Genomic DNA, 14,367 nt, shown 5'->3' with positions numbered 1-14,367 from the left:
CAGGGCATCGGCCGGGGAGGCGTCGATCTGCCAGCGGTCGTTGAGGCCTTCCCCGACAGGCTGCTCCCCGAAAGCGAATTCGTATCTGCTCCGCCAGCCGTCCGGGTTTTTCAGGGCCATCAGGACGTCGGCGAACTTCACCTTCGCCTCGGCGATCCATGCCTGGAAGCGCCTGACGCTGGGCCAGGGCACCACCTGGCCATCAGGCATAACAGCGTCCTCGCCGAGGTTGCCGCGCAACTGGCGCCGGACCTCATAGGCGGACAGGTGATCGCTCTTGCTCAACAGCGCGAGCACGATCTCGACCGCCCGGCCGTCATAGGCACGGTCGATGATCCCGGTGTCGGCCCGCCCGCCATATCGGCCGGCGAGCGCCCCGATCTCGCCCTTCTTGACCGCCTCGGCGATCCGCCGCAGCGTCGCGACCGACAGTCTCGGTTGGGCCTCGAACACCCATCGAGGCTGCTTCGAGATGGCCTCGGGCAGCGCGGCGGGTAGCGGCTGCCCGGCCTTGATCGCCGAGGCGGCGTGGACCCACAGCGTCGCGAAGGACGGCATCGCCTGCCGGTCGGAGGCCCCGGCGGCCAGCCGATAATCGACGTAAGCGTGATAGAGCTCGAGCCGCCCGTCCCGGCGCTGCTCGGCCTTCGGCGTCGCCGAAATCTTCTCGGCCGCGACCAGGGCCGCCGGCGCCGGTGCCGCCGACTTGTCCTTGATCACGCCCTTGGCGGTGAGCTCGGCCTGCACGGCCTCGATCTGGTGGCGAGACAGGGCATCTTGGATCTCGCGGGGGAGGGCGGAAACGGTATAAAGGCGGCGGCGACCACCCCGGATCGGGGCCTCGTCATAGCGCCACCCTTCGCGATCAGCCCTTTTTTCTGCAGCTCGTTTGGAGATGATCAGAGCCGCGGCCACCATCCCGATCGTGACGTAGCCCGCTTTCATCGCCGTGCCCCCTTCCACAGGCGGCGGGCGGACTTCTCCTCGCGGTCGAGCTCTTCGCGCTTCTCACGGATCATCTCGGCCCGGATCGCGTGGACATACCGCCCCTCGATCACGGCCCGTCCCGTCAGTTCGGCGGCCAGCTGCAGCGGCCGGGGGTCGCCCGTCACCTCGACCAGGGCGACCAGCCGAACGTAGCTGATCGTATGATCTTCCTTGGCCTGGCTCGCGTAGGCGTCCAGCATCGATCGAGACACATCCTCGCCCAGGTAGTCCGACATCCGCCGGGCGATCTCATCCCGGTCCAGCTCACTGTCTGTCAGCGTCTCGGCCACGGCCCGCGCGATCTGACCGCGCAACGATCCTGCCCGCACCCGCCGCTCGTCATAGCGCTCGACCAGGGCCGGCGGCTCCCAGCCCAGCAGATCGCCCTGCCGAGGGTCGCGATGGCCTCGCGCCGCCATTCAGGCGGCCCTCCGCGCGACACGGGCCGGCACCACCTGCGGGGGAGCAGGGAAGCAGGTGACGCCGGCCCGGCCGGCCCCTACCATCGACGGTTGCGAGACCGAGTCGATGGAGGAAAGCATGTACCCGGATTTGGAATTGTCGGTGATGATGGTAGCGCCTCGGCCGCGGCAAACAGACGACCCAAGAACTTCCGTGACCATTTCATTCTCTGACTGGGCGCAGGACGAGTTGGGCCAAGAGATCAGCATCCAACTTTTGCTGATCGTGCCGCCGGATATGACGCTGCTGGACATCAAGCGGATCGTCCTTGGTCGGGCGATTTCGCTTCTTCAGCGAGAGATTCAATCGACCGACGCCGCGCGCATTTGACTCTCTGCAGGGCGCGATCGACCAGATTTCGCTGCTGCGCCAGTGCAGCCTGCCCGCCTTTCGTAGATGACATCGGCGACCAAATGACCGCGCGCATCTGCCCGTTGCGCTCGGCTTCGTTTTCTTGCGCCTCGCTGCTCCTACTTTCCTCCCCGGCCTTCACGGCGACGAGGCACAGGCAAGCGCCGTGCATCACTCGCCTGGCCGAATGATGCGCCCGCTCGGCCTCAAGCAGAGCTAGAGCACTGGCCACGCCCATATCCTGCGCGGCCTCAACTGCCGCTCGATGGACATAGGCCGCATCCAGGCAGGCGCGGGCCAACTTCTCGACGACAGCCTCGATCGCGGCGATCGCAGCCTCGGTCGGCTTCTCGTTCCGATTGCTTGTCATGTCAGGCGGCCTCCGAACTTTCGACATTGCGCTGCGACGCGGCGCGGGTAGGCTTGCGTTGCCTTGTACGGGCAAGGGGTATGCGCCCCCCTGCATCGTCGAAATGTTCGGGAAACAGCTCCTGGTGAGGCACGCCGATCGCCTTGGCGATCGCCTGCTCAATGGCCAGTGAGGGGTAGCCCGCCGCTGCGTATGACACCGCCTGCTGGCTGACGCCCAACTGCCGCCCCAAGGCGCGGAAGTTCGAGCCGATGAGCCGCAGACGATACTGGATCCACGCCCGCCGTTCGGCGGGCTTTTTGGGGATGTCTAGCCTTGGACGCTTGTTTGTCATGCCAAGGAGATTGGCGCGCCGAAATTAGCGTGTCAACGCCGATTTTAGCGTTCGCACTTTCGCCCATGACCTCGATACGCGAAAAACAGCGTAAGTCATTGGTGACAAATGCATTCCAGAAAGCGCGAACCGCGAAGGGAAGTGCGAACATTGTGTTCGCACTTTCATGCCCGTGAACGCCGGGGATAGAATTAGGGCCTTTCGAGAGGCCCTAGGCCTAACTCAGCAGGAAATGGCCGCGAAAATTGGCGTGCCGTTCAGGACATTCCAGAGCTATGAATCTGGCTCGTCTACGCCGAAATTTGCGTATCTTCAGCGACTTGCTGAACTAGGTTGCGATATTGCCTGGTTGATAACGGGCACCCCGGCGGCGCCAATGCCCGCACCAGTGAGCCAACCACAACTTGATGCACCGGCAACCAGAGCCATCCCCCTCTACGATGCCCAGTTTTCAGCGGGAAAAGGTCTTCTGCCGCCGGAAAATGAATGGAGCCAAGATGTTAAGCTGCCGGAGGATTGGGTGCGTCGCGTCACGGGTCGGTCGCCAAAGAACCTAATTATGGCCCAAGCCGAGGGTGACAGCATGGAGCCAACGATCAGTAGCGGCGACGAGATGCTGATTGATATTACCGACCGACTGCTTACGAACGGCAAGATTTACGCGCTGTCGGTGGCGGGAACTCTTCTGGTGAAACGGATACAATTATCCGTTTCTGGCATCATCAAACTTATTTCTGACAACAAAGATTATGACCCAGAGGAGATAGACCACAACACATCCACTGAAATTCAAGTTATTGGGCAGGTTGTGTGGTGGGGCCATAAGGCGAGATAGGGAAAATGAAAAAATTTATATTAATATTCGCTCTTATTCTGTGTGGATGCGACCTCGATGGCGGGGTTTCAGACTGCAAGGATAAAATTCGGCAGATGGCTGTCTCCCCCTCATCTGTTGAATTTCTTGATGTGAAGGAAGTCTCCTCGGAGAGGACGTCCATCGGCCGCGATGCCGTGTACGAAATAACCTTCGACGCGAAAAATCGAATGGGCGTTCCACTCCGGGGCATTGCGCAGTGCGACGTCGCGATCTTCGACAGCGGCAGGCCCACGGCGAGCTCGATCATTAGGCTGACGGATCACCTGGGCAACCCGCTCTAGACCCGATAGCGCAATTTCAAAACGTCGCGACGCTTTGCTTGAGCACACGCTGTTGGCGGACAAATTTTTTCTGAATGCCATTGATTTATAATGGAGAATTCCGGGTGGCGTCCCACCTGGTCCCCGAATATCCCGGCAAATCCCGGATCCCCGGTGTGCTCATCCAAAGTGTCGCCTAACAATGAAGGGAACGCCCATCGGCGGTAACGACATCTTGATCGCCGGCCATGCCCTTGCCGCCGACTGCCTGTTGGTGACCAACAACACGCCGGAATTCGCGCGCGTGGACGGTTTGAGACTGGAGGATTGGGCCAAGGCGTAGCGCCTATGGACGAGGGCCTCGCCGTTCATGGCTTGCTGGCTGGGGCGGGAGGATTCGAACCTCCGAATGGCGGTACCAAAAACCGCTGCCTTACCACTTGGCGACGCCCCAGCAGGACCGCGAGGCCAAAGCCCGGTCGCGCGAGTGGCGGGAACATATGGATTCGCGCCCCGATGTGCAAGCCGGACGGTGAAGTCCGCCGCCGTCATCAAAGTTTAGCGCCTCGCTCGGGTATACGGCCTTGCCCCGAATCGCGGGCTTGGGCAGCCTCTTATCCATGGTGGATGCCGCAGACCCGACCCACAATATATGCCGGATGCCCCGGGCACCGGATCGGCGGGCGGTATTTATGTGGCAATGCACAAGAGACTCCCACATTCTGATCTAGTCCGCACCGCCGGATGGCACGCCGTCCGGCCGCTCAGCACGAGGAGTAGGGCCATGGGAATGCTGTTGTCCGAACACGAACAGTCCGGCGTCGACCCGATCGACGTGATCGAGCAGATCGTCGCCGCCAACGAATGGCCCTTCGATCGTGCCGGCGATGGCGAGCTTTCGGTCGCCGTGAACGGCTCCTGGTGCGATTACCATTTCGGTTTTTCCTGGCGCGAGCCCGAGCGGGCGCTGCAGCTGACCCTCGCCTTCGACATGCGCGTGCCGCCGGCGCGCCGGGCCGAGATCTATCATTTGATGGGGCTGATCAACGAGCAGCTCTGGCTCGGCCATTTCGATCTGTGGTCGGACGACGGCACGCTGCTCTACCGCCACGCCAGCCTGATGGGCGACGATGTCTCGGTCAGTGTCTGCGAAGAACTGATCGACATCGCCATTTCAACCTGCGAACGCTTCTACCCGGCCTTCCAATTTGTCCTCTGGGGCGGTAAGAGCGCGCAGGAGGCCCTGGCCGCGTCGATGATCGAGACGATGGGCGAGGCCTGATCGTTTTCTCGACAGGGGTTCGACATGACGGGTGAAGCTGCGCCGGCTCAAGGCTTCGCGCTGGACCGGCCGCTGCTGCTCATCGGCTGCGGCAAGATGGGCGGGGCGATGCTGGAGGGCTGGCTGGCCCGGGGGCTGTCGCCCGAAAAGGCCTTCGTGGTCGAGCCGGCGGGCGCGCCCGCGCTGGCCGCCCGGGGCATTACCGTGCTGTCCAGCCTCGACGAGGTGCCGGCGGGGCTCGACCCGGCGGCCATCGTCGTCGCGGTGAAGCCCCAGACCATGGACAAGGTCCTGCCCGTGCTCGCCGGCATCGCCGGGCCGCGCAGCCTCGTTCTGTCCATCGCCGCGGGCAAGCGGCTTGCCCTGTTCGAGGGGGCCTTCGGCGCCGGCACGCCGGTCGTCCGCGCCATGCCCAACACGCCGGCCGCGGTCGGCCGGGGCATGACCGTGCTGGTTGCCGGCGGGGCCGCCGGCGCCATGGACTGCGACCTGGCTGGCCGTCTTTGCGCCGCCGTCGGCGAGATCGGCTGGGTCGAGGACGAGGCGCTGATCGACGTCGTCACCGCGCTTTCGGGCGGTGGGCCGGCCTATGTCTTCCTGATGATCGAGGTTCTGGCCAAGGCGGGCGAGAAGCTGGGCCTTTCGCCCGATCTCGCCATGCGCCTTGCCCGGCAGACCGTCTCGGGCTCGGGCGAATTGGCCCGCCTGTCGTCCGAGCCCGCCGATCAGCTGCGCCGCAATGTCACCAGCCCGGCCGGCACGACCGAGCGGGCGCTGAACGTGCTGATGGCGGCGGACGGCCTGCAGCCCCTGTTCGACCGCGCGATCGAAGCCGCCACGGCGCGTTCGCGCGAACTTGCGGGCTGAAATTCCGGCGCTGGAATTCGCCGCTGTTCCCGGTCATGCTGCGCAGCATGACGAAGGGGATGGCCATGGACCAGCAGGGCGGATGCGACGCGGAAGAGGGGGCCGATGTCGGCGACCGTCTCGCGCGGGCCGCGCTCGCCCTTGCCGCCGAAGGGCCGTGGGACAGGGTGAGTCTCGCCCTGATCGCGCGCCGGGCGGGGGTCGAGCTAGCCGCGCTCTATCCTCGCTATGGCAGCCGGCAGGCTGTGCTCGAAGCCTTCATGGCGATGATCGACCGCGCGGTTCTGGCCGGTGACGACGTCAGCCTCGCCGCCGAGCCGCTGCGCGACCGCCTGTTCGATGTGCTGATGCGCCGCTTCGAGGCGCTGGCGCCTTACCGTCCCGGTCTCGCCTCGATCCTGACGGCGGAGCGGCGCGCGCCGCTGACCGCCCTTGCGCGGCTGCCCGGCCTCGCGCGCTCGATGGCGTGGATGGCGCGCGCGGCGCATCTGGGCGACGGCGATCCCGATGGGCCGGGCTGGCTTTGCCGGGGCGGTGTCGCGGCCATGTTCCTGTCCGTGGTGCCGGTCTTTCTCGCCGACGACAGCGCCGATCTGTCGCGCACCATGGTCGCGCTCGACCGGCGGACAAAACAGGCGGAGGCGCTGCTGCGCCGACTCCCGTCCGGGCTGTTCCGTCGCAGTTCCGCAATCGACGCGACATGACGCTCGGCTATAGTAAATAAATAAATCCCCACGACTCGGGGCGACAAACGGAGGACGGAAGCCGATGAGCGACGAAAAGACCAATTCCAACCTGCTCGGGCTCGATGTCGGCAAGCTGCTCGGCAGCTTCCGCCTGCCGAGCGTCGACGTCGGCCAGCTCATCGAGACCAATCGTCGCAACATGGACGCGCTGATCGCCGCCCAGCGTTCCGTGACCGATGGCTATACCAGCCTCGCCCGCCGCCAGGTCGAGATTTTCCAGAACACGATGGACATGGCCCAGGCCGCCATCAAGGCCAAGCGCGAAGCGAAGAAGAGCGGCGAAGACAGCGGCGCCGAAGGCCCGTCCTCGACCGAAATCGCCAAGATGGCGCTGAACATGGCGGTCCAGAACATGAAGGATCTGGCCGAGGCAGCGTCCAAGGCCAATGGCGAAGCCCTGTCCCTGATCAACGAGCGCATGAAGGCGACGCTGACCGAGTTGAAGGGGATGCGGGAAAAGAAGGAATAATTGTGTTATTGTGCGCCGCCGTCGATTTTTGTGCAGTCGCGGTATGGCGGCGGATATAGTCCAGCCTCGCCCACGTCACACCGGCACAGTCGCCTCCGACGAAAGGATTCGTTATGGCCTCCGAGAAGCCTGAATTCCCGTTCTTCAATTTCGACGTGAAGAAATTCGCGGGCGATCTGAAGCTGCCCAACGTGGATCTCGATTCGATCGTTGCCTCGTCGCGCAAGAACATCGAGGCGCTGACCCAGGCCAACCGCATCGCCTTCGAGGGCTTCCAGGCGGTGGCCAAGCGCCAGGTCGAGATCATGCGCGAGACCATGACCGAGGCGGCGAGCGTGCTGCGCAACGTCATGTCGGGCAATCCGTCCGACGCCAAGGTCGCCCCCGAAGTGCTGAAGAAGGCGTTCGAGGCGGCGCTGGCCAACATGCGCGAGTTGGCGGAAATGACCTCCAAGGCCAATTCCGAAGCCTTCGACGTGATCCAGAAGCGCGTCACCGATTCGATCGAAGAGCTGAAGTCCCTGACCGCCAAGGCCAAGGGCGACAAGTAAGGCGCCTGCGGGCGGCCCCCTCGGGCTGCCCGCGTCCCGCGCCTTGTGTATCGGTGGAGAGCTGCCTGTCATGCCTGCGGATCAACAATCCACCAGCACCGAGCTCGCGAGTTTCGACGAATTCCTGAAGCTCGACATTCGGGCCGGCACCATCGTCGCCGCGGAAGCCTTTCCCGCCGCCCGGAAACCCGCCTACAAGCTGACGGTCGACTTCGGCCCGCAGATCGGCCTGCGCCGATCCTCGGCCCAGATCACGGTGCATTACACACCCGAAAGCCTGATCGGCCGCCGCGTGCTCGGCGTCGTCAATTTCCCGCCCCGCCAGATCGGCCCCTTCATCTCGGAAGTCCTCGTCCTCGGCCTGCCCGACGAGACCGGCGCCGTCGTCCTCGTCACCCCCGAACGCGACGTCCCCAACGGCGGCCGATTGTTCTGAGGCAAGGGCGAGGGGGCAGTTCGCCTGCGGTTGGCCCCCATTCGTCGGATCGCTGAACTACAGGCTGGGGGGGGTGCCGCGCGAAAAATTGATCTTTACATCGGATGCCAGCGAACGCAGATTGACCTCCGGAGCCGGTGTGATCAGGGACGAGACCTCCGCGGGGGTCGAAGCCGCCCTGTACCCAATGCCGCTGGCTCCGACTTCCTGCCATTCCGTCAGCGCCTGCTCGTACAGGAACCGGCCGCTTGTCGTTTCCTTCACCATCATCAAGCCCCGGTAGAGCTTGCCCTCGAAATTGGCGAGCGTGAGCAGGCGGTGCACCTTCCTTACCCCTGCTCGGCAGCCATATCCTCGTGCGTGACGAAGAGGATCGCTCGCTTCAACAGCTCGTTGCGGTTGGCCCCCAGTCACCAGACCGCTAAACTTCGACCTTCGAGATGTCGATGGTGTACCAGGTTGCGGTTGGCCCCCAGTCACCAGACCGCTAAACTAAACTCCGGGCTTATTGCCGAATGAGCGTCGTTGCGGTTGGCCCCCAGTCACCAGACCGCTAAACTATACCGACGCTGCGACCCTCGGCCAGGTCCGTTGCGGTTGGCCCCCAGTCACCAGACCGCTAAACTGGCCGGGAATCGGAAGTTGAGCAAGATGAAGTTGCGGTTGGCCCCCAGTCACCAGACCGCTAAACTGTCCCTCTCCTCCCCGCCGACGGCCCTGCAGTTGCGGTTGGCCCCCAGTCACCAGACCGCTAAACTATCTCGACGCGCCCAGCCGTCGCCCTGTGAGTTGCGGTTGGCCCCCAGTCACCAGACCGCTAAACTGTGCTGATGTCGCGCCCGAATGGCTATCAGGTTGCGGTTGGCCCCCAGTCACCAGACCGCTAAACTCCAACTGAACGCGCAGCGCGATGCGGCGATGTTGCGGTTGGCCCCCAGTCACCAGACCGCTAAACTTAGTTTGTTAACTATAAAAAGGGTTTACCGGTTGCGGTTGGCCCCCAGTCACCAGACCGCTAAACTTGCCGATTTTGGCGCCCAATCCGTTCCGTTGTTGCGGTTGGCCCCCAGTCACCAGACCGCTAAACTCGGCCCTGGCCAAGATCGGCCAGGAAATCCGTTGCGGTTGGCCCCCAGTCACCAGACCGCTAAACTTCCGGCCCACCAGGACCGCTCGATGATCTTGTTGCGGTTGGCCCCCAGTCACCAGACCGCTAAACTCCCATCAAAATCCATCTGCCCACCCATTGGGTTGCGGTTGGCCCCCAGTCACCAGACCGCTAAACTAGTTCGGATGGCCTCCTGATCTCCTGCTTGGTTGCGGTTGGCCCCCAGTCACCAGACCGCTAAACTTACCCGCTACGAGAACATGCCGGGCTGGGTTGTTGCGGTTGGCCCCCAGTCACCAGACCGCTAAACTTCTCCCGAGATCATCTCGCTCACGTCGCGCGTTGCGGTTGGCCCCCAGTCACCAGACCGCTAAACTGTAGTCGGTATTGACGACGTAGGTGACCGGGTTGCGGTTGGCCCCCAGTCACCAGACCGCTAAACTTGCACGGCGACGCAGTGCCGGGCATATACTGTTGCGGTTGGCCCCCAGTCACCAGACCGCTAAACTACCCCTGGAGAAGAAGTGACTATGGCCGAGGTTGCGGTTGGCCCCCAGTCACCAGACCGCTAAACTTTGGGGTCGTCGATATAGCGGGCGATCTGTGTTGCGGTTGGCCCCCAGTCACCAGACCGCTAAACTTCGCGCGTGCGCGTATATGAGAACCCTGCAGTTGCGGTTGGCCCCCAGTCACCAGACCGCTAAACTGGACTACGGATCAAGGCCTTGGAAACAAGGCCTTTTTTCGTGTCTGGCCGGGTTGGCGCACGGCGCGACTCGGGGTCAGAACAGGGTGAGCTGACCGGGATTTTTCGGACCGGGTTCACGTTTCCTTCCTCGATAGGTGCGGATCATCTCGTATTGCCGGTCGGTGATCTGCACGACGTGGACTTTGCCGCTGCGCGGCATCGCGGCTTCGATCTGGCGGCACAGGGCATCGGCCTGTTCCTTGCCGGCAGCGAAGCGCAGATAGACCGAATATTGGCTCATCTCGAAACCAAGATCGAGCAGGGCGTGGCGAAACGATGTCGCCGCTTTCCGCTCCGGCTTGGTCAGCACGGGCAGGTCGAAGAGCACGATCAGCCACATGATGCGATAGCCGCTGAGCGCGCCCGGGGCCGGCGCGGGGGGAGCTGGCGGGGGTGGGCGGGCGTCATTCACCCCATCCCTCCAGCGGCAGGCGGGGCAGGGGCAGGGCGAGGCGGTCGCCCTCGCCGGCGAAGGCGCGGGCGAGGGAGGCGACCAGCCGCTCCGCACAGGTCATCACCGGGCTGGTGCCTTCGATGGTCGGCAGGTCCAGGATCATCACCCGGGCGAGGGCCGCCTTGGCCTCCCGGTCCACCTCGGCCGTGCCGGCCCGCAGCAGGCGCCAGACCTCGATGTCGACGATGGGGCGGAATGGCTCCATCAGGTCGTCGACGAGGACCATGGCATTGCCCCGGTTGGCGTGCATCAGGCCGAGGGAGGGATGCAGGCCGCCCGCCATCACCGCCCGGGCGATGCCTGCCCGCAGCACGGCGTAACCGTAATTCAGCAGGGCGTTGGCGCCCGCGGCATCGCGGTCGCGGCGAAAGTCGGCCCCCAGCAGCAGGGGCCAGTAGCGCCGCGCAGCCTCGGCCTCGACATTGTCGGGATCGCCGCTGCGCACTTTCGCCGCCAGCAGCTGGAAGCCGCCGTGACGGGCGCCGACGGCGGCGAGGCTGGCGCCTTGGGCCAGGATCTTCGCCTTCACCACCTGCGCCCACAGGCGCTTCTTCAGGGGCAGGGAGGCGGCGATCTGGTCGGCGATGCGGCCCGCTTGCTGATGGTGTCCCTCCACCGGCCAGACGATTGCCTCCGGCCGGTGATGGGCCCCGCACAGCACGACGGGCACGCCCCGCCGCGACAGCTCCACGAGGATGTTGTTGGTGAAGCCGAGGCCATGGGCATTGGCGACCACGGCCGCGATACTGTCCAGCGGCACGCGGCCCACCTCCTCGCCCTTGTCCGAGACGGTCAGGAACCCCCGGTCGAGGGCGAGGAAACGGCCGTCACTCGCGATTTCAACGACGCGGCCGATCATCGCGCTGTTCCCGGTTCAGGATGTGGCGCAGGCCTTCTTCCGGCGGGATGCGCCAGATCGTGCCGAGTTCGTCCACTCGCACCCGTTCGGCGTTCATGTGTTTTAGTGCCGAGTATCGTTTACGTATCCATTCAAAGGAGTCATCCGGATTTGCGTGTCGGTCAGCCAATTTTCCAGCCTCGAAATGATCTGCCATTCGCAATTCACTGCTGGAAGGCTCCAGACGCCTCACGACTACGATTTTGTGCTGGCCATTGATTTCGATGCGCAGCAAATCGCCCTTGAACACCCGCATGATGAAACGAAGGCCGGCATCGTCACGCCAGGCCTGCCGGTAATCCGGGCGGTTGGCGGCGAAGACCGTGGTCACCTCGCCGATCCAGCGGCCGTCCGCCGTCTCCAGAATGTCGATGAAGGCATTCTCGCCCGCGGCATAGGCCTTGTAGGGCACGCCGTCCGGCCCCTTGATCGGCACCAGATAGTCCGCCTTCTCGGGCTTCAGCAGGCGGACGTGGCGGATGCCGTCGCGGACATGCGGGTCGCGGTCGCGTACTTCGGCCGCGAAATCCTGCAGGGCCTGGTCGAGCTTGATGCCCGATGCCTTGGCGGTCGCCCAATACACCGCCACCATGTCGCGCAGGCGGCGGTCGCGGATATTGCCGATTTCCTTCTCGGTCAGGCTGGTGAAGGCCTTGCGGTAGACAAGGTTCTTGCCCCCTTCCGCTGCCGGATCGCGCACGAGGCCATAGGCCGTGTCCTCGTGCAGGCGGCCGGCGGTGCCGTGTTCCGGCTTGTGCGAGACGGTCATCGTGTTCCGCCAGCGCAGCACCTGGTCGCGGAAGCCCGGCCAGGGTTCCGGCACGATGATCCGGTCCTGCTCCTCGACGAAGGCCGAGGCCATGGCTTGCAGCAGGCTGCGGCTGGTCAGGGCGGCGACCAGCGCGTCGATGCCGTGGTGGCGGTGGTCGTTGCGGTCCTTGGCGTCGGAGAAGTTCAGGCCCCATTTCGCCCGGATGAGCGCGGTCAATCGGCCGGGGATGACCCAGACCTTGTTGGGGTCGCAGACCGCGCCCATGTAATCCTTGGCCATGCGGGCCAGCCAGCCGGTCTCGTTCAGTTGCCGGGCGAGGAAGCCGCCCTCCCGGTCCGCCCGTTCCAGCGCGTCGGGGGCGAAGCGCCAGCGCTTGTTGCGGGGCAAAAGCGCGGCGCGGGCCACGATGTCCGACCAGAGGTAAGATTTGCCCTCGATCGTCGGGCTGTTGCCGAAGGCCTGATGGGGCGTTTTCCGGCCCTTGTGGCGATTGGCATAGCGCATGGCCACGGTCTTGTTCGCCGGACTGTCGTCGAAACTGATCTGGAAGGGGATCAGATGTTCGATCTCCACCGCGTCGGACAGCAGGGTCTCGACCGAAATCCGCTCGCCACTGAAGGGGCAATGGCGGTCGGCTGGATCGTTGCGGTTCAACTCCTCCCACAGGCGCAGTTTCAGCAGGTTGCGGTGATTGACCGCCTGACCCAACTTCGTCAATTCCTCGCGGCGCAGATCGTTGCGCCGCTGGTTCTTGGCTTGCTCCTGTTCGATCTCCTTCAGCTTCTGGGGCGAGTAGCGGAATTCCCGCGTCATCTCGACGACGACTTCGGCGGGCGGGCCGAAGCGTTCGATCAGCGCGTTGACGAGGCGACGCAACTGGCCAAGGCCGATATGGACCGTCGGGTTGGGCAGGCGGCCGAAACGCTTCTCCGGCGGGTCCGACGGCTCGCCGCTGCCCATCACCTCGTTCTGCAACCATTCGCCGTAATAGGGCAGGCGGTCCCGCTGCTCCCCGGTCGGGCGGGGCGAATGGGCGGTGCCGAGGCCAGTGATGCAGGCCTTGTCATAGGGCAGGCCCTTTTCCATCTCGGGCAGGATCGCCTTGATCGCGCGCAGGCCGAGGCGGGAATAGCCGTCGGGCAGCAGCGTGCCGGCGATCTTCTCCGCCACCTCCGCATCGACGCCGGTTTCCGCCCGCAGCCAGTCGATCAGGCGGCTCTCGTCCTCCTCCTCGATCAGGCGGGTGACGATCTCGATCTGCCGCTCCAGGGGAAACGCGCGCCAGGCCTTGCCGAATAGCTTGCCGTTCACTAGGCACTTGGCCGTCTCGTCGCCCTTCAACTCTTTGCGCTTCTCGCTTTCCAGATTGAAGCGGCTGCCGGACGGCAGTTTCAGCAAGGCGCGCATCTTGTCGAAGGACACGCCATTCGAGCCCAGAAGCGCGAGGGCGATACGGTCGCCCTCCTCGATGCTCAGGGCGCGGTCGGCCTGGCCGGCGATCTGGACACGCAGGTTGCGCACCTCCTGCCAGATGCGGAAACGCTGGGCCAGCGGATGGGCGCGCGGGCAGCGGAAGCCCTCTGCATCGTCGCGGGCCACGGCGGGCGACAGGCTGCATTTGCCGGCCGGCACCGGCTTCAGGGGACGCTGGAAGAAGATCAGCCGGTGCAGCCGGTCATGGGCCGCCGCCGTCATCTCGGGATGATGGGGCGCCTGCGCCGCCCAGATCGCCTCGAACTCCGCCTCGACCATGTCGCGCATCGGATAGAAATCATAGGACGCCTTGGCGCCGCTGCCCTGCATCCGGGTACGCACCGGCAGCCGCGCCGCCTTCCGCCCCGCCAGATAATGGCCGAGGCTGGGGGCGTTTGCTGCTTTCATCGCCTCTTCCAGCCGCCCGGCCGCCTGCTTGATCAGGCCGGATTCGCCGTCGGCCTTGTCGGACTTGCGGTTCGACTTGAAGCCGCGCCGCTGGTCGAGGTGGAAGATCGCCCGGCCGATCTGGCCGAGGGGCAGGGGCCCCGCGAGCGCCGCCGCCCGCAAGCCATAAGGGTCGAGCGGCTCCAGCGCCTTCCGCGCCGCTGCTTCCGCCGGCATCAACCCGCTCTCGATCAGCGCCGCCATCAGCCGGGTGCGCCGCCGCACGAAACGGTCGCGCCGCCGCCGCATTCCCCGCGCCAGACGCCGTGCCATGGCATTCGACTCGCGCGAACGCTCGTCCCGCCCGTCGGGGAAGATGCGGACCCCGCCGGGGCCGAGTTCGACCGGCTCGCCCACGGCATCGAGCCAGACCATGAACCAGCCGATGGAATTGGAGCCGAGATCGAGGCCGAGGCGGTAGGGACGGGCAGCGCTCATGAATCGTCTTCCGGTTGTCGTTCTTGTTTCCGTGCCC

General features: G+C 64.8%; 17 protein-coding genes, 1 tRNA gene and 1 CRISPR repeat array. Of the genes, 9 read left to right on the top strand and 9 right to left on the bottom strand.

From position 1 onward, the window contains the following. The 4 genes from DKG74_RS03395 to DKG74_RS03380 form a co-directional block, all read right to left on the bottom strand. On the bottom strand, positions 1–945 hold a 945-nt coding region (locus tag DKG74_RS03395), incomplete at its 3' end, for a hypothetical protein (protein WP_207779211.1). After that, positions 942–1,406, bottom strand: a complete 465-nt coding sequence (locus DKG74_RS03390; protein WP_109902557.1) for a DNA transposition protein — start codon at positions 1,404–1,406, stop codon at positions 942–944. The genes DKG74_RS03390 and DKG74_RS03395, both read right to left, overlap by 4 nt. A 296-nt stretch (positions 1,407–1,702) precedes the next feature. Further along, positions 1,703–2,170 (bottom strand): hypothetical protein, encoded by a 468-nt coding sequence (locus DKG74_RS21415; protein WP_133251482.1) that lies wholly within the window; start codon positions 2,168–2,170, stop codon positions 1,703–1,705. A 1-nt stretch (position 2,171) separates the two neighbouring features. Next, the gene (locus DKG74_RS03380) at positions 2,172–2,504 is read right to left on the bottom strand and encodes a helix-turn-helix domain-containing protein (RefSeq protein ID WP_109902553.1); all 333 of its coding nucleotides are present in this window, start codon (positions 2,502–2,504) and stop codon (positions 2,172–2,174) included. A 166-nt stretch (positions 2,505–2,670) separates the two neighbouring features. Between DKG74_RS03380 and DKG74_RS03375 the strand changes: the two genes are divergently transcribed. From DKG74_RS03375 to DKG74_RS03365, 3 genes are all read left to right on the top strand, one after another. After that, complete coding sequence (locus tag DKG74_RS03375; RefSeq protein WP_109902551.1) at positions 2,671–3,339, top strand: XRE family transcriptional regulator; 669 nt, start codon at positions 2,671–2,673, stop codon at positions 3,337–3,339. Between the two features lie 95 nt (positions 3,340–3,434). Then, on the top strand, positions 3,435–3,662 hold the full coding sequence (locus tag DKG74_RS03370) for a hypothetical protein (protein ID WP_109902549.1): 228 nt from the start codon (positions 3,435–3,437) through the stop codon (positions 3,660–3,662). Positions 3,663–3,843: 181 nt separating this feature from the next. After that, the gene (locus DKG74_RS03365) at positions 3,844–3,984 is read left to right on the top strand and encodes a PIN domain-containing protein (protein ID WP_207779210.1); all 141 of its coding nucleotides are present in this window, start codon (positions 3,844–3,846) and stop codon (positions 3,982–3,984) included. Positions 3,985–4,020: 36 nt separating this feature from the next. Here DKG74_RS03365 and DKG74_RS03360 read toward each other — a convergent pair. After that, positions 4,021–4,095, bottom strand: a tRNA-Gln gene (locus DKG74_RS03360). Between the two features lie 330 nt (positions 4,096–4,425). On the opposite strand from DKG74_RS03360, the gene DKG74_RS03355 reads away from it, so the two are divergent. From DKG74_RS03355 to DKG74_RS03330, 6 genes are all read left to right on the top strand, one after another. Beyond that, positions 4,426–4,923, top strand: coding sequence for a type III secretion system chaperone family protein (locus DKG74_RS03355; protein WP_109902547.1), 498 nt, complete (start codon positions 4,426–4,428; stop codon positions 4,921–4,923). Positions 4,924–4,947: 24 nt separating this feature from the next. Further along, a complete protein-coding gene (gene proC, locus DKG74_RS03350; RefSeq protein WP_109902545.1) occupies positions 4,948–5,790 on the top strand; it encodes a pyrroline-5-carboxylate reductase in 843 nt (280 codons plus the stop codon). 65 nt (positions 5,791–5,855) lie between these two features. Further along, positions 5,856–6,494, top strand: a complete 639-nt coding sequence (locus DKG74_RS03345; RefSeq protein ID WP_207779209.1) for a TetR family transcriptional regulator — start codon at positions 5,856–5,858, stop codon at positions 6,492–6,494. Positions 6,495–6,558: 64 nt separating this feature from the next. Continuing rightward, positions 6,559–7,005 carry a phasin family protein gene (locus DKG74_RS03340; protein ID WP_109902541.1) on the top strand — a complete coding sequence of 149 codons (447 nt, stop codon included), beginning with the start codon at positions 6,559–6,561 and terminating at the stop codon, positions 7,003–7,005. Between the two features lie 113 nt (positions 7,006–7,118). Then, positions 7,119–7,556 carry a phasin family protein gene (locus DKG74_RS03335; protein WP_109902539.1) on the top strand — a complete coding sequence of 146 codons (438 nt, stop codon included), beginning with the start codon at positions 7,119–7,121 and terminating at the stop codon, positions 7,554–7,556. Between the two features lie 70 nt (positions 7,557–7,626). After that, positions 7,627–7,992: a tRNA-binding protein gene (locus DKG74_RS03330; protein ID WP_109902537.1), complete on the top strand. Its 366-nt coding sequence runs from the start codon at positions 7,627–7,629 to the stop codon at positions 7,990–7,992. Positions 7,993–8,049: 57 nt separating this feature from the next. On the opposite strand, the gene DKG74_RS03325 is transcribed toward DKG74_RS03330, so the two are convergent. From DKG74_RS03325 to cas9, 4 genes are all read right to left on the bottom strand, one after another. Continuing rightward, entirely contained in the window at positions 8,050–8,316 is a 267-nt protein-coding gene (locus DKG74_RS03325) for a hypothetical protein (protein WP_109902535.1), read from the bottom strand. A gap of 68 nt (positions 8,317–8,384) precedes the next feature. Then, positions 8,385–9,807: direct repeats of the CRISPR family, unit length 36 nt; unit sequence GTTGCGGTTGGCCCCCAGTCACCAGACCGCTAAACT. 75 nt (positions 9,808–9,882) lie between these two features. After that, positions 9,883–10,260: a CRISPR-associated endonuclease Cas2 gene (cas2, locus tag DKG74_RS03320; protein ID WP_243404003.1), complete on the bottom strand. Its 378-nt coding sequence runs from the start codon at positions 10,258–10,260 to the stop codon at positions 9,883–9,885. Further along, the gene (gene cas1, locus DKG74_RS03315; protein ID WP_109902531.1) at positions 10,253–11,161 is read right to left on the bottom strand and encodes a type II CRISPR-associated endonuclease Cas1; all 909 of its coding nucleotides are present in this window, start codon (positions 11,159–11,161) and stop codon (positions 10,253–10,255) included. Before cas1 ends, cas2 begins: the two co-directional genes overlap by 8 nt. Beyond that, complete coding sequence (gene cas9, locus DKG74_RS03310) at positions 11,142–14,330, bottom strand: type II CRISPR RNA-guided endonuclease Cas9 (RefSeq protein WP_109902529.1); 3,189 nt, start codon at positions 14,328–14,330, stop codon at positions 11,142–11,144. Before cas9 ends, cas1 begins: the two co-directional genes overlap by 20 nt. Between the last annotated feature and the right edge of the window lie 37 nt (positions 14,331–14,367).

The organism is Zavarzinia aquatilis (assembly GCF_003173035.1).
Classification (GTDB): Bacteria; Pseudomonadota; Alphaproteobacteria; order Zavarziniales; family Zavarziniaceae; genus Zavarzinia; species Zavarzinia aquatilis.
Note: the sequence above shows the minus strand (reverse complement) of the source record. Positions and strands in the feature narration are given on the sequence as shown.